This is a genomic window from Cellulomonas humilata, assembly GCF_030814415.1.
Lineage (GTDB): Bacteria > Actinomycetota > Actinomycetes > Actinomycetales > Cellulomonadaceae > Cellulomonas > Cellulomonas humilata_A.
The window spans coordinates 72,557-94,839 of record NZ_JAUSVB010000003.1 but is presented as its reverse complement, the minus strand read 5'-3'; the positions used below and the strand labels follow the sequence as shown (position 1 = coordinate 94,839).

Below are 22,283 nucleotides of genomic sequence, written 5' to 3'. Positions count from 1 at the left end.
GGTGTCGTCGCTAGAGTGCCGAGCGTGACCCAGGCCGAGTCGACGTCGACCGCCTCGGGCCTGCGCGTGCACGTCGCGGAGCGCACGGACGTCCTCGTCGACGCGTTGGCGGACGTCCTCGCGACCGTCCCTGCCGACCCGTTCGCGCCCGACGTCGTCGCGGTCCCCACGCGCGGCGTGGAGCGCTGGGTCGCGCAGCGGCTCTCCCACCGGCTGGGCACGGCCGCGGGGGACGGCATCTGCGCGAACGTGTTGTTCCCGTCACCGCACCGGCTGGTGGGCGACGCGCTCGCCACGACCGCCGACGAGGATCCGTGGAGCCCGGCCGAGCTTCCTTGGCACGTCCTGGCGGCGATCGACGCCCAGCACGGAGCCGACTGGCTCCGCACGGTGAGCCGCTATCTCGGTGACGACCAGGACGAGGTGCGCCGCGGTCGCCGGTTCCGGCTGGCCCAGCGAGTCGCCCGCTTGTTCGGCACGTACGACGTACAGCGCCCGGAGATGCTGCGCGCGTGGGCGGACGGGCGCGACGAGGACGGTCTCGGCGCACCCCTCCCCGACGATCTCCTCTGGCAGCCGCGCCTGTGGCGGGAGGTCCGCGACGCAGTCGACGAGCCGTCGCCGGCGGAGCGGCTCGAGGCGGCGGTGGAACGGCTGAGAGCCGACCCGGCGGTCGTCGACCTGCCGGCACGGCTCTCGGTCTTCGGCGCGACCGCGCTCCCGGAGGGCCACCTGCGGGTGCTCGACGCCCTCGCGGAGCATCGCGAGGTCCACCTGTGGCTGCCGCAACCGTCGCTCGCGCTCTGGAGAGGGCTGACCCCGAGCGGATCGATCCGACGGTCCGACGTGCCGACACCGGCGACGCACCCGTTGCTCGCCTCGATGGCGGGCGACGCGACCGAGCTCGCGAGGCGCGTCCTGCGGCTCGACCGCGAGATCGCGATCCTCCCGTCCTCACCACGGCCGGACACGTCGCTCGGCGCCCTCCAGGACCGGATCGCCGACGATCTCGCCACCGGCCCGAAGCACGACGCCACACCGAGCGACCGGTCGGTCCAGGTCCACGCCTGCCATGGCCGGTCACGCCAGGTCGAGGTCCTGCGCGAGGTGATCGTCGGCCTGCTCGCGGACGACGCCACCCTCGAACCGCGCGACGTGATCGTGATGTGCCCGGACGTCGAGACGTTCGCGCCGCTGGTGGAGGCCGCGTTCGGGCCGGCGGCCGGGGTCGACGACGGAGCCCCCGAGCACCCCGGCCGCACGCTGCGGGTGCGGATCGCGGACCGTGCACCGCGGAGCGCCAACCCGGTCCTCGCCGTCGTCGCGACCCTGCTGGAGCTCGCCGACTCGCGCGTCGGGGCGTCGGCGGTGGTCGACCTCGCCGGCCAGGCGCCGGTCCGCCGACGGTTCGGCTTCGACGACGAGGAGCTCGACCGCGTGCGGGCGTGGGCGCTGGAGTCGGGGGTGCGGTGGGGCGAGGACGTCTCGCGGCGCGAGCGCTACCAGCTGGGCTCACTCCCGCAGGGAACGTGGGCGACCGCGCTGGACCGGCTCCTGCTCGGGGTGGCGATGGCCGAGGAGGACCAGCGCTTCGTCGGCACCGTCCTGCCCGTCGACGACGTCGGCTCGAGCGACGTGGACCTGGTCGGGCGGCTGGCGGAGTTCGTCGACCGGCTCACCGCGACCCTCCACGAGCTCGCCGGGGCGCGCCCCGCCACCGAGTGGTTCCGCTCGCTCGACCGCGCCGTCCACCTGCTCACCGACGTCGCCCCGGCCGATCGCTGGCAGCAGGCGGAGGCCGCCCGGGCCATCGACGCCGTGCGGACCGCGACGAGCACCACGCTGCGCCTCGCGGACGTCGTCGCGCTGCTCGAGCCGCACCTGGCCGGGCGGCCGACCCGGGCGAACTTCCGCACGGGCGCGCTCACGGTGTGCTCGCTCGCGCCGATGCGCGCGGTGCCGCACCGGGTGGTCGCGCTGCTCGGGATGGACGACGGCGCGTTCCCGCGCGGGTCCGGCCGCGACGGCGACGACGTCCTCGCGCGCGACCCGCTCGTCGGTGAGCGTGACGCACGCCAGGAGGACCGTCAGCTGTTCCTCGACGCGGTGACGAGCGCGCAGCAGCACCTGGTCGTCGTGTACTCGGGGGCCGACGAGCGCACCGGCGCGACGCAACCGCCCGCGGTCCCCGTCGGCGAGCTGCTCGACGCCCTCGACGGTGCCGTCACCTACCCCGAGGGCAGGACCGCGCGAGACCAGGTGGTCCACCACCCGCTCCAGACCGTCGACGAGCGCAACTTCGTGGCGGGCAGGCTGGGCCGGGCCGAACCGTTCAGCTTCGACGTGCTCGACCTCGCCGCGGCGCTCACCCGACGCCGGGCTGACGCGCCCGACCAACCGACGCGGCTGGACCCTCCGGAGAGCGACCACCTCGACCTCGAGGACCTGGCGTCCACCCTGGAGCACCCGGTGCGGGCGTTCATCCGGACCCGGCTCGGCGCGACCCTGCCCGGCGACGAGCCGCAGCTCGACGACCGGCTCCCCCTGGAGCTGGGCGGCCTCGACCGCTGGGCCGTCGGCGACCGGCTGCTGCAGGCCGCGCTGGACGGCATCTCCCTCGACGACGCCGGCGCGGCCGAACGGCGCCGCGGTCACATGCCGCCGTCCACGCTCGGCGGCGTCACGCTCCAGCAGATCCGTGGGCAGGTCGAGCCGCTGCTCGCGGCATCGGCGAGGTACCTGGTCGAGCCCGCGACGAGCATCGACGTCACGATCCCGCTGCAGGACGGACGCGTGCTCACGGGCACGGTCAACGGCGTGCACGGCGACGTCCTGGTCCGCACGGTCTTCTCCCGGCTCGGCGCCAAGCACCGCCTGCGCGCGTGGGTGCAGCTGCTCGCGCTGTCGGCGGCGTTCCCCGACCGCACCTTCGAGGCGGTGACGGTCGGTCGCGGGCAGGTCCGCCCGTCGCGCGTCGCCCGGCTCGTCGCTCCCGAGCAGCCCCACGAGATCCTGCGCCGGCTCGTCACTCTCCACGACGAGGCCATGTGCGGCCCGCTCCCCCTGCCGCTGGCGACGAGCCTGGCGTACGCCCACCCGCGCACCGGCGGTGGCGACGAGGCGGACGCGCTGACCAGCGCGCGCACGGAGCTCGGGACCGCCGAGGACGCGGCCGCGGGACGTGGTGGGTTCGAGGCCGTCGACGACTACCACCTGCTCGCGTTCGGCGACCCCGTCAGGTTCGACCGGTTGCTCGTCGAGAAGGTCACCGGTCCGGAGTCCACGCGCTTCGGCGCGCTGTCCATGGCCCTCTGGTCCGACCTCATCGCGCACGAGGAGGTCGGATGATCGAGCCGTTCGACGTGTGCGGCCCTCTTCCGCAGGGCACCGTGGTGCTGGAGGCCAGCGCGGGCACGGGCAAGACGACGACGATCGCGTCGCTGACCGCCCGGTACGTCGCCGAGGGCGTCGCGCGCCTGCCCGAGCTCATGCTCGTGACGTTCGGCCGGCTGGCCACCTCCGAGCTGCGCGAACGCGTCCGCGAGCGCCTGGTCGAGGTCGAGCGCGCACTCCGGAGCGGCACGGTCTCCGCAGACCCGGTCATCACCCTGCTGGCCGGCACCGACCGCAGCGCCCGGGCGCAACGCCTCGCGGTGGCGCTCGCGGAGCTCGACGCCGCGACGATCACCACCACGCACGGCTTCTGCCAGCAGATGCTCACGTCGCTGGGCACGCTCGGTGACGTCGAGCCCGACGCGCGGCTGGTCCCGGACATCGCGTCCCTGGAGGCGGAGGTGGTCGACGACCTCTACCTGCGCAAGTACGCGTCCACGGACTCCCCGACGCTGTCCGTGCAGGACGCCCGCACCATCGCGCACGAGGCGATCAGCGACGCCGCCGCGACGCTGGAACCTGCCGACGCGACGTCGGCGCGGGCACGTGACTCGTACGGCCTGGCCACGGCCGCCCGCCGCGAGCTCCTGCGGCGCAAGCGCGCGCTGCGGGTGCTCGACTACGACGACCTGCTGGTGCTGCTCCGCGACGCGCTGACCGACCCGGAGACGGGACCCGCCGCCGGGGAACGGGTCCGCTCGCGGTACCGCATCGTCATGGTCGACGAGTTCCAGGACACCGACCCGGTCCAGTGGGACATCCTGCGGACCGCGTTCCACGGGCACCGGACCCTCGTGCTCATCGGGGACCCGAAGCAGGCCGTCTACCGGTTCCGCGGCGCCGACGTCGCCACGTACCTGCGCGCCCGTGCCGTGGCGTCCACCCAGACGCTGCACCGCAACTGGCGGGCCGATCCGGACGTCCTCGACGGGCTCGCACCGATCCTGTCCGGCACCGCGCTGGGCGATCACCGCATCGTGGTCCACCCGATCGAGCCCGCGCGGACGGGTCGGCGCCTGCGTGGCGGACCGGCCGTGCGCGTCCGGCAGATCACCCGGGCGGCCCTGGGCGCGGCGGACGGCACGGCCAACCCGCCCGTCGGCAAGGTCCGCGAGCTCGTGTACGCGGACGTTGCCGCGCAGGTCCTGCGCACGCTGGGCGAGGAGCAGCTGGCCGACGACGACGGCTGGCGGTCGGTCGAGCCGGGCGACATCGCGGTGCTCACCCGCGTCAACCGGGATGCCGTCGCCGTGCAGCGTGCGCTGGCGTCCGTCGGCGTGCCGGCCGTCATCTCGATGCTCTCCAGCGTCTTCGCGACACCGTCGGCCCGTGACTGGCTGGTCCTGCTGTCGGCGCTGGCGCGCCCCGGCGTCGGTGGCTTCGTGTCGGCCGCCGCGCTCACCCCGTTCGTCGGCTGGACCACGTCCGAGCTGGCGGAGGCGTCCGACGAGCGTCGCGACCAGCTCGCCGACCTGCTGCGCACGTGGTCGCGCGTGCTCGACGACCACGGCGTCGCGTCCCTGCTGGAGGCCACCGCCGCCGCGGGCCTGCGCGAGCGGCTGGTGCGTCTGCCGGACGGCGAGCGCCGGCTGACCGACGTCCGGCACGTCGGCGAGGCGCTGCACGCGGCCGCGACGGACGACGGGCTCGGCGCGGCGGCACTGCTCGAGTGGTTGCGTGCCCGGGTCGACGAGGCCGGCCAGGACTACGCGGAGGAGCGCAGCCGACGCCTCGAGACCGACACCGCGGCCGTCCAGGTCATCACCGTGCACGCGAGCAAGGGGCTGCAGTTCCCCGTCGTGCTCGTGCCGTTCCTCTGGGACAAGTACTCGCCCCCCAGCCCCGCGACCATCGGGTACGACAGCGCCGACGTCCGGCTGCTGCACGTCGGCGGCAAGGGCAGCCCGGGGTACGACGAGGCCCGCGCGGCCGGTGCTGCAGCCGATGACGGCGAGGGTCTGCGCCTCGCGTACGTCGCCCTGACGCGCGCCACCAGCCAGGTCGTCGCGTGGTGGGCACCGTCGGCGAACTCCCCCCGCGGCGCCCTGACGCGGCTCCTGCTCAGCAAGCGCGACGCCGACGGGAACCCCGCCGAGCTGGTGAGGTCGACGACCGACGCGGTGGCGACGGCCGCGCTGCGGGCTCTCGCGACCGACACCCTCGAGGTCGAGGTCGTGACGGCCGCGACGCCGGCCGGCCCCTGGGCACCACCCGCGATGCCGGCCGTGGACCTGCGCGCAGCGACGCTCGATCGACGGCCCGACGTGGTGTGGCGCCGGACCTCGTACTCGGCGCTCACGACCGCCGCGCACGACAGCGGTCGCGTCGGGAGCGAGCCGGAGTCGCCCGGGGTGCAGGACGAACCCGACGGCGCGACCGGCACCCCGGTCACCGCCGACACCGCCGACGACCTCGGCCGCGACATCCCCTCCCCGATGGCCGACCTGCCGTCCGGCACCACCTTCGGCACCTTCGCCCACCGCGTGCTGGAGCTCGTCGACACGAGCGCCGCGGACCTGGTCACCGAGCTCACGGCCCGCTGCGTCGAGGCGGGCGCGTTGCTGGCGACCGACCCGGCGGCGACGGCATCGGCGCTGCTCCCGTCACTGCACACCCCGCTCAGCCCCCTGGCCGGCGACCTGTCTCTCGCCGAGATCAGCCCGCGTGACCGCCTCGCCGAGCTCGACTTCGAGCTCCCGCTCGCAGGCGGCGACACAGGCTCCCGCCGAGCCGCCACGACCGTCCGCGACGTCGCCGGCCTGCTGCGCACGCACCTGCCTGCGGACGACCCGTTCGCCCCCTACGCCGACCACCTCGACTCCCTCTCCACCACCAGCCTGCGCGGGTACCTGACGGGCTCCATCGACGCGGTACTGCGCGTCCCGGCCGACGCGCCGGGCGGGCACCGCTACCTCGTCGTCGACTACAAGACGAACCGCCTCGGCACGTTCGACGAACCGCTCACCCTGTGGCACTACCGCCCGTCGTCGACGCTCGCCGCGATGATGGACGCCCACTACCCGCTGCAGCTCCTCCTGTACTCCGCGGCGCTGCACCGCTACCTGCGCTGGCGGCTCCCGGACTACGACCCGGCGTCGCACCTCGGCGGCGGGCTGTACCTGTTCCTCCGCGGGATGGCCGGCCCGACCACCCCGTCCGTCGACGGCGTCCCGTTCGGCGTCGTGTCGTGGCGCCCGCCGGCCGCGCTCGTCGTCGCCCTCTCCGACCTGCTGGCGGGCTCATGACGATCGCCGACGACCCGTACGCCGCGACCGTCCCGTGGCGCGTGACCGGTCTGCTCGGGAGCCTGACCGAGCTGACCTCCGCCGACGTGCACGTCGCCCGACGCCTGGGCGCGATCGGCGGAGAGGACGACGAACGCGTCCTGCTCGCCGCCGCGCTCGCCGTCCAGGCGCTGCGCGGCGGATCCGTCTGCGTGGTCCTCGACGACGGCCCGTGGCCCTCCGTGGACAGGTGGCACGAGGCGGTCCGCCGCAGCCCGCTCGTCGCCGACGGCCCGGACGGACCCGCCGACCGCCCGCTGCGCTGGGTCGACGGCCGCGTCTACCTCGACCGCTACTGGCGCGACGAGCAGACGATCCGGTCGGCGATGCGCGAGCGCCTCGCCCGACCGGCGCCCGCCGACCCGGTCGCGCTCGCGTCGACGATCGACCGCCTGTACCCGTCGCCGACCGACGACGCCCAGCGAGAGGCACTCCGCACCGCCGCGACGTCGCACCTCACCGTTCTCACCGGCGGACCCGGCACCGGCAAGACGTCGACGGTCGCCCGCCTGGTCGCCGCGCTCCAGGCCGCCGCCGGACCCGGCCTGCGCGTCGCCCTCGCAGCCCCCACCGGCAAGGCTGCGGCCCGTCTCCAGGAGTCGGTCAACGCGGAGGTCGCCGGGCTCGACGGGGTCGACTCGCTGCACGCCACGACCCTGCACCGCCTGCTCGGCTGGCGCCCCGGCACGACCACCCGCTTCAAGCACGACCGCCTGCGCCGGCTCCCGCACGACGTCGTCATCGTCGACGAGTCCTCGATGGTGTCCCTGTCCCTGATGGCGCGACTGGTCGAGGCGCTCCGGCCGACCGCCCGGCTGGTGCTCGTCGGCGACCCGGACCAGCTGGCCAGCGTCGAAGCGGGCGCTGTGCTCGGCGATCTCGTCGCCGCGCTGCCCCGCGGCGTCGTCCGCCTCACCCACGCGCACCGCTACGGACCGGCCCTCGCCGCGCTCGCGGAAGCGATCCGGCGCGGCGACGCCGACACCACCCTCGCCCTGCTGCGCTCCGGCGACGAGCACCGGTCCCTGGTGGAGCCGACCGACGACCGCCTGACTGCACAGGACGTCGCCGGGCTCCGCGCCGACGTCGAGGCCAGCGGCCGCGCGCTCGTGGACGCCGCGCACGCCGGCGACGCCCCCGCCGCGCTCCGGGCGCTGGGCGCCCACCGCCTCCTGGTCGCCCACCGGGAGGGCCCGTTCGGCCTGGCCCACTGGGCCGCCACCGCCGAGGCGTGGGTCGGCTCCGGCACAGGTGCGTGGCCGCTGGGCCGACCGCTCCTCGTCACCGAGAACGACCGCGCGAGCGGCCTGTACAACGGCGACACCGGCGTGGTGATCTCCGACGGACTGGGCGGTGTCGTGGTCGCGTTCGGCGAACCCGACGACCCGCGCCTCGTCCGCCCCTACCGCCTGCCCGCCGTCCAACCCGTGCACGCGATGACGGTGCACCGAGGCCAGGGCAGCCAGTTCGCCCGCGTCACGCTCCTGCTCCCACCGGCCACGTCCCCGCTGCTCACCCGCGAGCTGCTCTACACCGGAGTCACCCGCGCCCGCGAGCACGTCCGCGTCATCGGCACCGAGGACGCCATCCGCGCCGCCGTCGAGCGCCCCGTCCGCCGGGCGAGCGGCCTGCGCGAGCCGCGCTGACTCAGCGAAAGTCGCGCAGAGCGGTCCGACCCACGCGTCGCGCCGGGGCACTGTCGGAGTCGCCGAGCCGGCTCGCTGTCGACAGCACGGCCGCCCGCAGGTCCGGGCTGCGTCTGCCCACCGCGCGCAGCGCCATGGAGATCGACTTGCTCACCAGCGGGCGCTCGTCCGTCGCGTGCTGCTCGACGAGGTCGAGCCCGGCGCGGAAGCTGTCGTCCGCGGCGGCGCGGTCATGCAGCGCGAGGCTCCACAGCAGGGCGAAGGACGCGCGGCGCACGAACAACGCCTCGTCGGCGGCCCACGGCTCGAGCCGGCTCCAGGCATCCGGTGCACCGTCGAAGAGCGTGAAGCACACGGTGTCGCAGATCGCCCAGCTGTCGAAGTCCGCGCACCAGGAGTCCATCTGCTCGATCGTCACCACGGCCGGGTCGTCGACGAGCCCGGCGACGACGCGCGCCTCGTAGACGCCGGTCGACCACAACTCGGCCGCGAGAGCGTGGTCGCGTCCGAGAGGACGAGCGAGGCGTTTCATGTCCGCCATCGACACCCCGAGGGCCTCGTCGACGTGGATCCCGTACCGCGGACCCAGCTGCGCACGCGCGTCCGCCGACGCGTGCTCCTGCAGCAGGGCCAGCACCTCGGATGCCTGCACGTCGGGTCTCCGTCCGTCGGCGGACGACGTCGGAAACCGCCCGCGGATAGTCTCCCCCGTGTCAGGTCGCCGCTGGGAGGGGTTCACGTGTCGTACGCCGTCAACTTCGTCGAGGTGTCCACCGAGGGGCTGGAGTCCTCTCCGGTGGCCGACGCACTCGCTGGGCTGCGCGCCAACGAGGCGCGCTACTTCACGAACAAGTACGACCACGTATTCACCGTGGACCCGGCGAGCGAGGCGACGGACACCGTCGAGTGGGTGCACGGGATCCTGAAGGACGAGCGCGACCTGGTGATCTCGGCCCGCCCGCTCGAGGCGACGCAGTTCGTGGTCGACGGGACCCGGTGGGCGTACGTGTTCTACGAGTCCGGGCTGTCGATCAACGTGCTGTACGGCCTGGCGGAGGGGTCGAAGCGTGCGGTGGGGTTCAAGCTGTCGGACGGCATGGACGTTCCCGAGGAGCTGGCGGAGCGCTTCAAGTTCGCGCGGCAGAAGTCCACGCTGGCCGGCACGATCCGCGGCTCGTTCTTCGTGATCAAGAACGAGCACTGACTGCCGTGCAGGACGACGGTCGGCCAGCGTCGACCCGGGGGCACCGCCTCGCGCGGATGACCGGGCGCGACCCGGGGGCGGACCATCGGGCTGCCTCGCCGCTGGAGCTGCTCTTCGACCTCACGTTCGTCGTCGCCTTCGGGCAGGCGGCCGACGAGCTGGCGCACCTCGTCGTGGACGGCCACGCGGCCCAGGGCGTCCTCGGTTTCGTCTTCGCCATCGGCGCCACGTGCTGGGCCTGGATCAACTTCTCCTGGTTCGCGTCGGCCTACGACACGGACGACTGGCTGTTCCGGATCCTGACCCTGGTCCAGATGATCGGGGTCGTCGTCTTCACGCTCGGGCTCCCGGCCATGTTCGGGTCCCTGGAGGCCGGCGGCAGCGTCGACAACGGCGTGCTCGTCGCCGGTTACGTGGTCATGCGGGTCGCGATGATCGCGCAGTGGCTCCGCGTCGCGGTCCAGGATCCCGACCGCCGCCGCACCGCCCTCGCCTATGTGGTCCTCGTGGGGGTCGCGCAGCTCGCGTGGATCGTGCTGGCCGTCGCGCAGCAGTCCGCGCTCGGCTTCTTCCTCTGCGCCGCACTGCTCTTCGTGTTCGAGGCCGCCTGCCCGGTGATCGCCGAACGCCGGTCGTCGGGAACGCCGTGGAACCCTCTGCACATCGCCGAGCGCTACGGGCTGCTCGCGATCATCGCGCTCGGCGAGGGGATCTTCGGCACCGTGGCTGCCGTGTCGGCGCTGGTGGACCAGCAGGGCTGGAGCACGGACGCCGTGATGGTCGTCGTCGCGGGTGTCGGCATCACGTTCGGCCTCTGGTGGACGTACTTCCTCGTGCCGTCCGGGGAGATCCTCGCTCGGCACCGCGAACGGTCGTTCGTGTGGGGCTACGGCCAGATCGTCGTCCTCGGTGCCATCGCGGCCATCGGTGCCGGGCTGCACGTCGCCGCCTCGGTCATCGAGGGGCACGCCGAGATCGGTGTGACCGGGGCGATCGTCTCGGTGGCAGTGCCTGCCGTGGTGTTCTCGGTGACGCTGTTCGCCCTGCGGACCTACCTCCTGCGCCAGGTCGACGCGTTCCTCACCGGCCTCGTCGCCGGGTGCGTCGCGATCCTGCTGGGGGCGATCGGCCTTGCCGCCGCGGGCGCGCCGATCGGGCTGTGCCTCGTGGTCGTCACCGTCGCGCCCGCGGTCGTCGTGGTCGGCTACGAGACGCTCGGGTACCGCCGCGAAGCCGCCGCCGTCGAGCGAGCACTCACCTAGCGAGCCCGGAACGCGCGGACGACCTGCGCGATCGCCACACCGGCCGCTGAGACCAACGGCGCGGAGACCACGATCAGGGCGATGACGTTGGGCCGGAACGTCAGCCCGTCCGGACCGCCGACGTAGGCGCCGATCGGCACCGCGTAGCCACCGCCACCGCCGCCGCTCCCCTCGCCCCTGCCTGTCGCGCCATCGGTCCCGTCCGGCACGTCGCCGGACCCCTCGCCCCCGCCGAAGCCGAAACCGACGAGCGCGACCGGGACGAGCTCATGGCTGCCCAGCGTCACCTTCTCGCCGTACGCCAAGGTCGCCCCCCAGGACGACACCGAGTCCGCCAGCTTCTCCAGGAGAGTCGTCATAGGCCGACGCTAGCCAAGTTCGCATGAACCGGACAGGGTCAGCGCAGCTCCGCGGGCACGATGTCGAGGGCGTTCTCGCGCACGTGGTCCAGTGCCCGCTTGACGGCTCCGACGGTCACGATGTCCCGACCCAGCCCGGACGCGAGGACCTGGATGCCCGGGGGGTCGACGTACCGGTCGAGCTCGTGCCGCACGAGCTCCAGCAGCGGCTCACTGGACTCGGCGACGGCGCCCGCGATGATGACGCGCTCCGGGTCGTAGATGCTCGCGAACGTGGCGACGATGCGTGCCAGCCGCCCCGCCACGTGCTCGATGACGCTGACGGCGAGGGGGTCCTCGTCCAGGGCGGCAGCGAAGACGCTCGCGGCGTCCAGCGTCGCTGGGTCCATGTCCTGCAGCGACGAGCCCGTGTGTCCGTCGAGGCGGGCCAGCTGCGCGCGGGCGTCGTCGCGCACCATGGCCGCGATCCCGTCCGCCGACCCGACGCCCTCGACGAAGTCCAGGTAGCGCATCTCCCCCACACCGCCGTGGGCGCCGCGCAGCAGGCGTCCGTCGTCGACGACACCGGCGCCGAACCGCTCGCCGGCGAGCAGGGTGATGTGGCACCGCGCGTCGCGGCCGTGCCCCTGCCAGTGCTCGGCGACCGCGGCGAGGTTCGCGTCGTTGTCGGTGAGGGTGGTCCAGCCGAGCCGGTCGCGCAGGTGCAGGGCGATGTCGGGGTTCATCAGCTCCCAGAACGGGTTGTCCTGGAAGACGGTGCGGCCGTCCCGGTCGACGGGGGCGGGCACGCCGACCGCTACGGCCAGCACGCTCCGAAGGTCTGCACCCGAGTCCGCCAGGGCGGCGAGGATGCCCTCCTCGATGAGGGCGAGCCTGCGAGTGGGGGTGCCGTCCTGCGGTGTGACGGGCAGCACCGTGCGGGAGAGCGTCGCCCCGCGGAGGTCGGCGACGGTCGCGCTGATCCGGTGCTGACCTGCGTCGACACCCACGACGACACCGGCGCGGGCGTCGAAGGCGTAGCGGCGGGCGGGCCGCCCGTTGCGATGGTCCGCGGCACGCAGGCTCTCGAGCTCGGTGACCCAGCCCTGCTCGATGAGCTCGTCGCAGACGCCGTGCACGGTGGCCCGCGAGAGCCCGGTGGCATCGATCAGCGCTGAGCCCGTGACGTCGTCCGCGTCCCACAGATGGTCGAGGACGAGACGCGCACTCGCCTCGCGCAGGTGCCGAGACGACACCGGGACCCGATCCACCACTTGACCTCCTCGGTCGACAGCGTCACTCTAGTGCCGGGAGTTAAATTTAGGACCTACATCAAACCGGAGGATGGAGTGACGGTGCTGTCAGAGCTCGACGAGACCTCGACCCCGCCCGATGCGGCATGGTGGCGGCAGGCGGTGGTCTACCAGGTCTACCCGCGCAGCTTCGCCGACTCGAACGGCGACGGCATCGGCGACCTGCCCGGGATCACCGGCAAGGTGCCCTACCTGAGCGAGCTGGGTGTCGACGCCGTGTGGCTGAGCCCGTTCTACCCGTCCGCGCTGGCCGACGGCGGCTACGACGTCGACGACTACCGCGACGTCGACCCGCGGATCGGGACGCTCGAGCAGTTCGACGAGCTCCGCACCGCCCTCCACCGCGCGGGTATCCGGCTGATCGTCGACATCGTCCCGAACCACACCTCCAACCGGCACGTGTGGTTCCAGGAGGCGCTCGCCTCCGGGCCGGGCTCGCGGGCCCGCGAGCGCTACATCTTCCGACCGGGCCGCGGCGAGCACGGCGAGCTGCCGCCCAGCGACTGGACCTCGACGTTCGGCGGCCCCGCCTGGGAGCCCGTCGGCGACGGCGAGTGGTACCTGCACCTGTTCGCTCCCGAGCAGCCCGACCTCAACTGGGCCGACGACGAGGTGCGCCAGGAGTTCCTCACGACGCTGAAGTTCTGGGCCGACCGCGGGGTGGACGGGTTCCGCATCGACGTCGCGCACGCGCTGGCCAAGGACCTCACCGAGCCCTTCGCCAGCCAGGCGGACCTCGAGGCCGACATCTGGGGGGATGCCCACCCGCTCGAGGACCGCGACGAGGTCCACGACATCTACCGCGAGTGGCGCCGGCTGTTCAACCAGTACGACCCGCCGCGTACCGCCGTCGCCGAGGCGTGGGTGCCCGCGCACCGGCGCTCCCGCTACGCCTCCCCGGAGGGGCTGGGCCAGGCGTTCAACTTCGACCTCCTCGAGGCAGGGTGGGACGCGACGACGTTCACGGCGATCATCGACAAGAACCTCGAGCTCGCCCAGGAGTCGGGCGCGTCGTCCACGTGGGTGCTGTCCAACCACGACGTGGTGCGGCACGCCACCCGGTACGCGCTGCCGGAGGGCACCGACCTGGTCGCGTGGCTCAACCACGACGGCGCCGAGCCGCAGGCGGACGACGAGCGCGGTCGTCGTCGCGCCCGCGCCGCGACCTTGCTCACGCTGGCGCTCCCCGGGTCCGCCTACCTCTACCAGGGTGAGGAGCTGGGCCTGCCCGAGGTGGCGGACCTGCCTGCGGAAGCTCTGCAGGACCCGACGTACCTCCGCTCCGGCGGCGAGCAGAAGGGCCGGGACGGCTGCCGCGTGCCGCTGCCGTGGTCGGCGGACGGCCCGACGCTCGGCTTCGGCGACCAGCTGGCGCACCTGCCGGTCCCCGCCGGCTTCGGTCGCTTCGCCGTCGAGCGCCAGGAGTCCGACGAGACGTCGACCCTGAGCTTCTACCGGCGGGCCCTCGCCGAGAGGCGCCGTCTGCAGACCGGGGAGACCCTGGACTGGCTCACGCCCACGCACCCGACGGTCGTCGCCTTCACGCGGCCCGGTGGCTGGGTGTCCGTGACCAACTTCGGGAGCTCGCCGGTGCCGATGCCGGCCGGCTCCGTGATCGTGTCCAGCGCTCCAGTAGAGGGGCGAGAGGTACCAGCGGAGACGACCGTCTGGCTTCAGCAGGACGGCGCACACGGCGGCTGACGAAACACGCGGGCCGCGGCTCCCCCGGCTCTCGTCCGACTTCGACCAATGGAGGCGAAGGCATGACGTCCAGTTCCCCCTCGATGTCCCCCCTCATGTCGGCTCAGCTGGGCCGACGCGACTTCCTGCGCGGGATCGGGGTCGCTGGCGCGAGCCTCGCCCTCGCGTCGTGCGCGCGCAGCTCTGGCTCGGGTCCCACCGAGATCGTCTTCTACCAGTCGAAGCCGGAGGTGATCGGCTACTTCGACGAGCTCATCGACCAGTTCCACCAGACCCAGTCCCGCGTCCGGGTGCGCCACGACTCCGCGTCCAACCTGGCGGGGACGTTCGTGCGGGAGTCCCCGCCGGACATCGGCTGCCTCAACTACAACTTCGAGGTCTCCCGCTACGTGGAGCGGGGAGCGCTCAGCGACCTCGGGGACATGCCCGAGGCCGGCCGGATCCTCGACGAGCTCAAGCCGCTCATCGACGTCACGGCCACCTACCCGGACCGCACCAGCGTCATCCCGTACTCGCTCATGGCGGCGGCCGTGCTCTACAACCGGCAGATCTTCGCGGACCACGGCCTGACGGTCCCGACCACCTGGGACGAGCTCATCGCCGTGTGCGACACACTCGCGGCCGCGGGTGTCACCCCGCTCTACAGCACGTTCAAGGACCCGTGGACGATCGCGCAGGGTCCCTTCGACTACTCGGTCGGCGGCACGGTCGACACCACCACGTTCTTCAACCAGATCAAGCGGCAGGGCACCAACGTCGGCCCCGACTCCCCCGTGTCGTTCGAGAAGCAGTTCCTCGCGCCGGTCCAGCAGATGCAGCAGCTCGTCCCGTACTCGCAGGACAACGCGGCGAGCCGCGGCTACGGGGACGGGAACCTCGCGTTCGCGAACGGCGAGGCGGCCATGTACCTGCAGGGTCCGTGGGCGATCGGGGAGATCGCGAAGTCCAACCCCGATCTCGACGTCGGCGCGTTCCCCCTGCCGATGACGGACGACCCGGCGGACCGCAAGGTGCGGGTCAACATCGACCTCGCGCTGTGGATCCCCGAGGGCTCCACGAAGAAGGAGGCGGCGCGCGAGTTCCTGAGCTTCCTCATGCAGCCCGACGTCATCGACGCCTACAACGCCCAGGCGCTGGGCTTCGGCGTGACCAAGGACGCGGCCCCGGTGACCAACGAGACGCTCGTGGAGCTCAAGGAGTACTACGACGACGCGGCCTTCTACCTGGGCGCGTCGCAGCTGGTCCCGCAGTCGATCCCGCTGCAGAACTACACGCAGTCGCTCGCCTCCGGGGCCGACCCGGAGCCCATCCTGCGGACCCTCGACGCCGACTGGCGGCGCCTGGCCTTCCGTTCCTGACGACTCGGCCCCACACCCTCGAACGGAGACATCTCATGGCCACTGCAGCTGCCACCCGGCCGAGGAGCCGCGACGTCGCGGCACCGACGCCGATCAGAGCACGTCGCCCCCGGGTCAACCGGACGTTCTACCTGTTCCTGCTGCCCACGCTGGTCCTCTTCACGCTCTGCATCACCCTGCCGGCGATCATGGGCATCACCTTCAGCTTCACCGACTCGGTCGGCTTCGGCGAGTTCCAGTTCATCGGCCTGACCAACTACGTGGCGTTGTTCTCGGACCCGGCGATCCGCAGCTCGTACCTGTTCACCATCGGGTTCGCCCTCGTCACGGTGCTGCTGGTGAACCTGATCGCGTTCCTCCTGGCCGTCGGCCTGACCGCCAAGATCCGGGGCAAGGTCGCGCTGCGCGCAGCGTTCGTGCTGCCGATGGTCATCTCGGGCATCGTCATCGCCTACGTCTTCAACTTCCTGTTCTCCAACTCGCTGCCGCAGCTCGGGCAGGCGGTGGGCATCACGGCCCTCGAGCAGAGCCTGCTGGCCAACCCCGACCTCGCCTGGGTGACGATCGTCATCGTCACGGCGTGGCAGGCGATCCCCAGCGCCCTGCTCATCTACATCGCGGGGATCCTGTCGATCCCGGCCGAGGTCTACGAGGCGGCGTCGATGGACGGCGCGTCCCCGCTGCGACGCCTGATCTCCATCACCCTGCCGCTCGTCGCGGGGTACGTCGTCATCAACCTGGTCATCGGCTTCAAGAACTTCCTGAACGCCTACGACATCATCGTCGGCCTGACCAACGGCGGTCCCGGCACGGCGACCCGCAGCGTCGCCATGACGATCTTCTCCGGCTTCACCGGCGGCGACTACGCCTACCAGATGGCCAACGCGACGATCTTCTTCCTCATCGCCGTGGTCCTCGCCGTGATCCAGCTACGCCTCAACCGCGGAAGGAGCGCGTTCTGATGACTGCGCAGACCCTGGTCACCACGACCCCCGCCCAGGTACCGATCCGTACCCGCCGGCGCTTCCTCGGCAAGGGCGGCGAGGACCGCCCGAGCTGGGGCACCACCGTCGTCCTCGTCCTGTGCACGCTGGCCGTCATCGTGCCGCTCTACGCGACGGTCACGATGGCCTTCAAGACCACCGAGCAGTCCGTCGACGGGCAGGTCTTCTCCCTGCCGTCCCCGCTCAGCGTCGACGGGTTCGTCCAGGCGTGGGAGCTCACCGACTTCCCCCGCGCGTTCGCCATCTCGGTGTTCGTCACCGCGGTGACCGTCGTCGGCACCGTCATCCTCGCGGCCTTCGCGGCCTACGCCATCGCGCGCAACTGGGACCACAAGTTCTTCCGCTGGTCGTTCTTCTACCTGCTGGCGGCGATGTTCCTGCCGTTCCCGGTCCTGGCCCTGTCCCAGGTCAAGCTCACCGGGATGGTCGGCCTCGCCAACCCCGTCGGCGTCGCGCTCCTGCACGTGATGTTCCAGCTGTCGTTCAGCGTCCTGCTGTTCACGGCCTTTATCCGAGGACTCCCGGAGGAGCTCGAGGAGAGCGCCCGGCTGGACGGTGCGACGACCTGGGTGGTGTTCCGGCGCATCGTCTTCCCGATGATGGCGCCCATGAGCGCGACCGTCGCGATCTTCGCGTTCCTCGCCTCGTGGAACGACTTCATGATGCCGTCGCTCATCACGGCCGACTCCACGCTCCAGACCCTGCCGGTGCTGCAGAACATCTTCCAGACCCAGTTCAGCAGCAACTACAACGTCGCGTTCGCGTCCTACCTCATGGCCATGACGCCCGCGATCATCGTGTACCTGTTCACCCAGCGCTGGGTGATGTCCGGGGTGACGCAGGGGGCGATCAAGTAGGAGGCCGGGCCAGCCCGCGGCGCTTCTGCACCCCCCAGTCGGTCTTGCCGCGGGCGATGTCCACGTACCCCAGGAACCGCCAGACGTTGTGCAGCTGGTGGTACCCGACGCTCTCGAGCACGGTGTAGGCGAGCAGTCGCGCCACGTCCGTGCGGCGCTCGTACCGTCCGTACCCGACCTGGTCGATCGCCAGCGCCAAGGTCGAGAGCACCACGCCCATCCCGATCGAGACGGCGAGGAACGACACGAAGTACCCCGTGGAGACGGCGCCGGAGGCGTACAGCCCCACGCTGACCAGCAGGCCGAGCAGGGCGAAGATCGGGCTGAGGAACTCGAAGAAGGCGAAGTACACCGCGGACACCAGGCCGATCGGACCGTACCGGGGGTTGCCGATCATGACCCGGTGCCGGCGGAGCGCCTCGTACAGGCCGCGCTGCCAGCGGCGTCTCTGCCCGCCCAGCGTGGCGAAGTCCTCGGGGACCTCGGTCCAGCAGACCGCGTCGTCGACGAACACGACCCGGTACGGCTCGTCCCGCTCCCGAAGGTGCCGGTGCAGGCGCAGGGTGAGCTCGAGGTCCTCCCCCACGGTGCCCGTCCACAGCCCGCCGACGGTCTGCAGCAGCGACCGGTCGAAGATGCCGAAGGCGCCGCTGATGAGCCCCAGGGCGTGCAGGCGACCCCATCCGACGCGGGCCACCAGGAACGCGCGGATGTACTCCAGCGTCTGGATCGTCGCCAGCCTGCTGTGGCCGAGCCGCACCGCCTGCACCTGACCGTGGTCGATCTCGCAGCCGTTCGCCACCCGGACGGTGCCGCCGGCCGCGACCACGGACTCGGGGTGGTCCAGCAACGGCTTGGCGATGCGCAGGAGCGCGTCGTGCTCGAGCAGGGAGTCCGCGTCGATCATGCAGACGTAGGGGTGCCGGGCCGCGTTCACGCCCGCGTTGATCGCGTCGGAACGGCCGGCGTTCTCCTTGTCCAGCACCAGCAGGTCCGGGTGGGACCGCGAGGCGTAGGCGGCCCGGACCCGTGCGGTGGGGATCCCCTCGCGCAGCGCCTGACGCACCGGCACGAGGTCGAACGCCGCGACCAGCACGGCGATCGTGCCGTCGTTCGACCCGTCGTTGACGACGATGACCTCGTGCTGGGGGTAGCGCAGCCCGAGGAGCGACCGGACGCTCTCGACGATACCCGCCTCCTCGTTGAAGGCCGGGACGATCACCGAGATGCCCGGCGTCAGCGGCGACGCGAACGCCTCGTCGAGCCCCAGGTAGCGGCGCCGCCAGATCGTCCCCCGCAGGTCGTTCCACGCGAGGCCCGTGAGCAGCAGGTACAGGAGGTCGATGATGACGAAGTACACGAACGACGCGACGGAGAACGCGACCAGTGCCGCCTCGAGCAGGCTCACAGCGCCAACCGGTCCGCTGCCTCGCGCAGGTGCGGCCCTGCGTCGGGGTCCTCCGCGCAGGACAGCACCAGCTCCGGGTCGATCCGCGCCAGTGCCCTGCCGGCCTCCGCGGCCGGGTCGAACTCGTCGTGCCGGGCCACCTCGAGCAGCGCGGCCGCCGCCGACCGACCCCCGATCTGCCCGAGCGCGCGGGCGGCGGCGGCCCGGACGAACGGCACCCGGTCCGCCAGCAGGTCGATCAGCTGGTCCCGCCCGGCACTGGCGCCGAGCCGCCCCATCGCGGCGGCCCCGGCGGCGCGGACCTCCGAGGAGGCGTCGCGCAGCCGAGGCAGGAGCACGTCGGCGGCGTCGGCCGAACCGAGCAGCCCGACGAGGTCGGCGGCGTGCACGCGGAAGTGCGCGTCGGGGTGGTCGAGCAGGTCCAGCAGGTGGGGCACCGCGGCGGGGCCGATCTCGAGCAGCGCCGCACCGGTGACCGATCGCGGTACCCGCTGCGCGACGGAGGCGCCGATGAGGGGTTCGACCGCAGCGGTGGCGCCCAGGCGACCGAGGCTCCTGGTCGCCGCGGCCCGGACGTCGACGCTGGGGTCGTCGAGTGCGAGCAGCAGATCCGGGATCGCCCGCTCCGAGGCCATGTCACCCAGGCCGAACGCGGCCCCCACCCGACGTCGCAACCGGCGGCTGCGCAGCCGGAGCCGCAGCTGGTCCACCGCGCCGGAGGCCTCGAAGTACGCGCCGATCCGTTCGTCGTCGTCACCTCGCAGCATCCGTGAGTAGTGCGCCAGCAGCTCGGCGAACACCCGGGCCTCGGTGCCCGTCAGTGCTGGCGGCTCGGCGTCCGGGGTGTCCACCAGCTCGATCGCCGCGGGCCGCAGGCGTTCGGCCACGTCGCGCAGTCGCCGGTCCCGCGCGCTCCGCCAGGTGCGGAGCACGATCAGGGCGAGCACCAACGCCACGCCGGCCAGGGCCAGGACCAGGACGACGGAGACCAGGGTCACGTGCGGGCCTACCGACGGCCGAGGATGGCTTGCACCCGGGAGCGGAGCTCTTGCGGGCTGAACGGCTTGCGCACGTAGTCGTCGGCACCGGCGTCGAAGCCGCGCTGGACGTCCCCGTCCTGCACCTTCGCGGTCAGCAGGATGATCGGCATCCGGCGCGTCGCCTCGTCGGCCCGTAGCGCCCGGGTCACCTCGTACCCGTCGAGCTTCGGCATCCGCACGTCCAGCACGGCCAGGTCGGGGACGTGCTCCCGGGCCACCCGGAGCGCCTCCTCGCCGTCCCTGGCGCTCACCACCGTGTAGCCGGACCGTTCCAGCCGGAACGTGAGCAGGTGGAGGATGTCCTCGTCGTCGTCGGCGACCAGGATCACGGGCTGGGGCGACGACGCCTCCGTGCTCATTCGGCAGCCTCCGTCTCGGCCGGGCGCGTCGCCGGCAGGCGGACCGGCAGCTCGATCGTGAACGTCGTGCCCACCCCCTCGGCGCTGGTCACCGCGATCGTCCCGTCGTGGACCTCCACGATGGACTTCACGATGCTCAGCCCCAGGCCCGTCCCGTCGACCGCACCGACCGTCGAGGCGCGGAAGAACCGCTCGAACAGCCGGTCGACCTCGCCCGGTGGGATCCCGATGCCGGTGTCGGCGATCTGTGCGCTCACCATGTCCTCAGCTCCGCTCAGGGTCACCGTGATCGTTCCGCCCGGGGGCGTGAACTTGACCGCGTTCGTGATCAGGTTGTCGAACATCTGCGTGAGCCGGGTCTGGTCCGCCCAGACCGGCTCGAGGTCGTCCGGCGCCGTGAGCCCGATCGTCAGCTCCCCGAGCCGGGCCCGGGGCAGCGCGGCTTCCACGCACACCGCCGCGACCGCGGCCACGTCGACCCAGCTGCGTTCCAGCGACAACCGTCCCGCGTCGACCCGGGCGACGAACAGGATGTCGTCGATGATCCGGTTCAGGCGTCGGGCGTTGCGGTCGATGACCTCGACGAAGTCCTGCTGGTCGTGGTTGAGGTCCCCGAACTCCCGGCCGAGCAGCATCTCGGAGTAGCCGCCGATCGAGGTCAGTGGGGTACGCAGCTCGTGCGAGACCGAGCTCACCAGCTGGTCCTTCATCCGGTCCAGCTCGCGCAGCTGCGCGTTCTGCTCCGCCAGGCTGTCCGCGGTCGCCTGCTCGGCGGCCAGGAGACTGTCGCGCTCCAGCGCCAGCGACAGACCGCGCGCGACCGTGACGAGCGCGTCCTGGGTCCCCTGCTCGGCGGTCAGGCGCTGGTCCGCGACCACCGAGCCGACCACTCGGCCGTTGACCACGACGAGCGCCGTGAAGAGGGCACTCTCGTCGATCGCCTCCGACCCGGCCTCGATGACCCGGGCCGACCCACCGGGGACGAGCTCGTCGGCCGCCCGCTGTGCCGTGGTGACGAGCTCCTCGTGCCCGGAGCGGAACAGCAGGTCGGAGCCGAAGCGCGACAGGGCGGCCTCGCGCTCGGCCGCCCGCAGGGTCCGCCCGACGAGGTCGACGAAGCGGGTGACGACCAGCGCCGCGATCGCGACCATCGCGAGGAGCGTGATCCAGACGTAGTCCACTCTCCCCGTCAGGGCCTGGATGGTGAGGACCACGACCGGGACCAGGCTGATCAGGTACAGCGAGACCACCCGACGCACGCTGTAGCGCGGCAGCGTCACCTCGCCGGCCGTGGCGGTCAGGGCAGTCATCGAGGGGTGCAGGCCGGCGAGCCCCAGGAGGAGCACCCCGGCGAGCAGCAGCGCGTCGGCCAGCCTCTTGTCCCCGCCGGAGGTGTACAGCTCCTGCACGCTGTAGAAGATGTCGCCGACGAGGATCAGGGCGAGGCTCACGGTGAGGAGCCGCAGCGCGAGCGGTCGCCAGCTGGTGGACAGCAGGAACTGTGCCGTGACGGCCAGCAGCAGCACGTCGGCCAACGGGTAGGCGCTGGCCACGATCGCCGCGGCCAGGGACAGGTCCGGGTCGGCGATGTACGTCGAGGTGATCAAGAGGAGCGCGAACAGCGTCGCGGCGATGGTGATGATCCCGGCGTCGATGAACGTGCCCCGTCCGCCCTCCCGGAACCCGGCCCTGCTGGCGACCACCAGCCCGCCCGCGAACAGGGGGTACGCCAAGAGGTAGAAGACGTCCGCGACCGACGGGAAGCCTTGCGTGCCCTGCACCTCGAGGATGGCGAGCATGACGTCCGCGACCGTGAACGAGGCGAGCCCTCCGGCGATCAGCAGCCACGCCCCGGGCGCTCGCGGCCGGTACCGGCGGACCCCGTAGACGACGGCGACCACCGCGGCGACGTCGCCGAGCGGGTACAGCACCAGGCCGCGCAGGACCGTGTGCTCGCTCGGGACGAGCACGTAGGTGGCCCACAGGGCGGCCGCGAACCACGCAGCCGCACGCCACAGGTGGGCGTCCGCTCGATGCCCGGCCTCGGCCGTCTCGGTGTGGAGCCTCGCTGTGGCCACGTCACGATGCTCCCACGCGGCGGCGGGCGCAGGACCGG

Annotated in this window: 16 protein-coding genes; 9 read left to right on the top strand and 7 right to left on the bottom strand. The window is 72.5% G+C overall.

Going from position 1 to position 22,283, the window contains the following annotated elements; all coding sequences use genetic code 11:
• Positions 1 to 24: 24 nt before the first annotated feature.
• Genes recC through recD form a run of 3 tightly spaced genes read left to right on the top strand, consistent with a single transcriptional unit; the run spans position 25 to position 8,323 of the window.
• Positions 25 to 3,348: an exodeoxyribonuclease V subunit gamma gene (recC, locus tag J2X26_RS11435; RefSeq protein ID WP_307492373.1), complete on the top strand. Its 3,324-nt coding sequence runs from the start codon at positions 25 to 27 to the stop codon at positions 3,346 to 3,348.
• Positions 3,345 to 6,638, top strand: a complete 3,294-nt coding sequence (locus J2X26_RS11430) for a UvrD-helicase domain-containing protein (protein ID WP_307492371.1) — start codon at positions 3,345 to 3,347, stop codon at positions 6,636 to 6,638. Before recC ends, J2X26_RS11430 begins: the two co-directional genes overlap by 4 nt.
• Positions 6,635 to 8,323, top strand: coding sequence for an exodeoxyribonuclease V subunit alpha (gene recD / locus J2X26_RS11425; protein WP_307492368.1), 1,689 nt, complete (start codon positions 6,635 to 6,637; stop codon positions 8,321 to 8,323). The genes J2X26_RS11430 and recD overlap by 4 nt, the downstream gene beginning before the upstream one ends.
• Before the next feature lies 1 nt (position 8,324).
• Here recD and J2X26_RS11420 read toward each other — a convergent pair whose 3' ends face one another.
• Positions 8,325 to 8,975: a DNA alkylation repair protein gene (locus tag J2X26_RS11420; protein ID WP_307492366.1), complete on the bottom strand. Its 651-nt coding sequence runs from the start codon at positions 8,973 to 8,975 to the stop codon at positions 8,325 to 8,327.
• 87 nt (positions 8,976 to 9,062) lie between these two features.
• Between J2X26_RS11420 and J2X26_RS11415 the strand changes: the two genes are divergently transcribed.
• Both J2X26_RS11415 and J2X26_RS11410 read left to right on the top strand, forming a co-directional pair.
• Positions 9,063 to 9,527 (top strand): phage tail protein, encoded by a 465-nt coding sequence (locus J2X26_RS11415; protein WP_307492365.1) that lies wholly within the window; start codon positions 9,063 to 9,065, stop codon positions 9,525 to 9,527.
• A gap of 56 nt (positions 9,528 to 9,583) precedes the next feature.
• Positions 9,584 to 10,789, top strand: coding sequence for a low temperature requirement protein A (locus tag J2X26_RS11410; RefSeq protein WP_307492363.1), 1,206 nt, complete (start codon positions 9,584 to 9,586; stop codon positions 10,787 to 10,789).
• Here the strand turns inward: J2X26_RS11410 and J2X26_RS11405 are convergent.
• Positions 10,786 to 11,148: a hypothetical protein gene (locus tag J2X26_RS11405; protein WP_307492362.1), complete on the bottom strand. Its 363-nt coding sequence runs from the start codon at positions 11,146 to 11,148 to the stop codon at positions 10,786 to 10,788. The two genes, J2X26_RS11410 and J2X26_RS11405, sit on opposite strands and share 4 nt — an antisense overlap.
• Positions 11,149 to 11,186: 38 nt before the next feature.
• Positions 11,187 to 12,401, bottom strand: coding sequence for an ROK family transcriptional regulator (locus J2X26_RS11400; protein ID WP_307492360.1), 1,215 nt, complete (start codon positions 12,399 to 12,401; stop codon positions 11,187 to 11,189).
• A gap of 81 nt (positions 12,402 to 12,482) precedes the next feature.
• On the opposite strand from J2X26_RS11400, the gene J2X26_RS11395 reads away from it, so the two are divergent.
• From J2X26_RS11395 to J2X26_RS11380, 4 genes are all read left to right on the top strand, one after another.
• Positions 12,483 to 14,141 (top strand): glycoside hydrolase family 13 protein, encoded by a 1,659-nt coding sequence (locus J2X26_RS11395; protein WP_439897857.1) that lies wholly within the window; start codon positions 12,483 to 12,485, stop codon positions 14,139 to 14,141.
• A 62-nt stretch (positions 14,142 to 14,203) separates the two neighbouring features.
• Positions 14,204 to 15,499, top strand: coding sequence for an ABC transporter substrate-binding protein (locus J2X26_RS11390; protein WP_307492357.1), 1,296 nt, complete (start codon positions 14,204 to 14,206; stop codon positions 15,497 to 15,499).
• Between the two features lie 35 nt (positions 15,500 to 15,534).
• Complete coding sequence (locus tag J2X26_RS11385; RefSeq protein ID WP_307492356.1) at positions 15,535 to 16,461, top strand: carbohydrate ABC transporter permease; 927 nt, start codon at positions 15,535 to 15,537, stop codon at positions 16,459 to 16,461.
• Positions 16,461 to 17,360 carry a carbohydrate ABC transporter permease gene (locus J2X26_RS11380; RefSeq protein WP_307492354.1) on the top strand — a complete coding sequence of 300 codons (900 nt, stop codon included), beginning with the start codon at positions 16,461 to 16,463 and terminating at the stop codon, positions 17,358 to 17,360. Before J2X26_RS11385 ends, J2X26_RS11380 begins: the two co-directional genes overlap by 1 nt.
• On the opposite strand, the gene J2X26_RS11375 is transcribed toward J2X26_RS11380, so the two are convergent.
• Genes J2X26_RS11375 through J2X26_RS11360 form a run of 4 tightly spaced genes read right to left on the bottom strand, consistent with a single transcriptional unit; the run spans position 17,353 to position 22,245 of the window.
• On the bottom strand, positions 17,353 to 18,768 hold the full coding sequence (locus tag J2X26_RS11375) for a glycosyltransferase family 2 protein (RefSeq protein WP_307492352.1): 1,416 nt from the start codon (positions 18,766 to 18,768) through the stop codon (positions 17,353 to 17,355). The genes J2X26_RS11380 and J2X26_RS11375 overlap by 8 nt on opposite strands.
• Positions 18,765 to 19,766 (bottom strand): HEAT repeat domain-containing protein, encoded by a 1,002-nt coding sequence (locus J2X26_RS11370; protein ID WP_307492350.1) that lies wholly within the window; start codon positions 19,764 to 19,766, stop codon positions 18,765 to 18,767. Before J2X26_RS11370 ends, J2X26_RS11375 begins: the two co-directional genes overlap by 4 nt.
• 8 nt (positions 19,767 to 19,774) lie before the next feature.
• On the bottom strand, positions 19,775 to 20,167 hold the full coding sequence (locus tag J2X26_RS11365) for a response regulator transcription factor (RefSeq protein WP_307492348.1): 393 nt from the start codon (positions 20,165 to 20,167) through the stop codon (positions 19,775 to 19,777).
• Positions 20,164 to 22,245, bottom strand: coding sequence for a sensor histidine kinase (locus J2X26_RS11360; RefSeq protein WP_307492347.1), 2,082 nt, complete (start codon positions 22,243 to 22,245; stop codon positions 20,164 to 20,166). The genes J2X26_RS11365 and J2X26_RS11360 overlap by 4 nt, the downstream gene beginning before the upstream one ends.
• Between the last annotated feature and the right edge of the window lie 38 nt (positions 22,246 to 22,283).

Excerpts from the sequence above, each read along its gene's own strand:
- J2X26_RS11385 (WP_307492356.1), top strand. The coding sequence starts at position 15,535 with ATGGCCACTGCAGCTGCCACCCGGCCGAGGAGCCGCGACGTCGCGGCA.
- J2X26_RS11365 (WP_307492348.1), bottom strand. The coding sequence starts at position 20,167 with ATGAGCACGGAGGCGTCGTCGCCCCAGCCCGTGATCCTGGTCGCCGAC.
- recD (WP_307492368.1), top strand. The coding sequence starts at position 6,635 with ATGACGATCGCCGACGACCCGTACGCCGCGACCGTCCCGTGGCGCGTG.
- J2X26_RS11405 (WP_307492362.1), bottom strand. The coding sequence starts at position 11,148 with ATGACGACTCTCCTGGAGAAGCTGGCGGACTCGGTGTCGTCCTGGGGG.
- J2X26_RS11430 (WP_307492371.1), top strand. The coding sequence starts at position 3,345 with ATGATCGAGCCGTTCGACGTGTGCGGCCCTCTTCCGCAGGGCACCGTG.
- J2X26_RS11380 (WP_307492354.1), top strand. The coding sequence starts at position 16,461 with ATGACTGCGCAGACCCTGGTCACCACGACCCCCGCCCAGGTACCGATC.
- J2X26_RS11390 (WP_307492357.1), top strand. The coding sequence starts at position 14,204 with ATGACGTCCAGTTCCCCCTCGATGTCCCCCCTCATGTCGGCTCAGCTG.
- J2X26_RS11410 (WP_307492363.1), top strand. The coding sequence starts at position 9,584 with ATGACCGGGCGCGACCCGGGGGCGGACCATCGGGCTGCCTCGCCGCTG.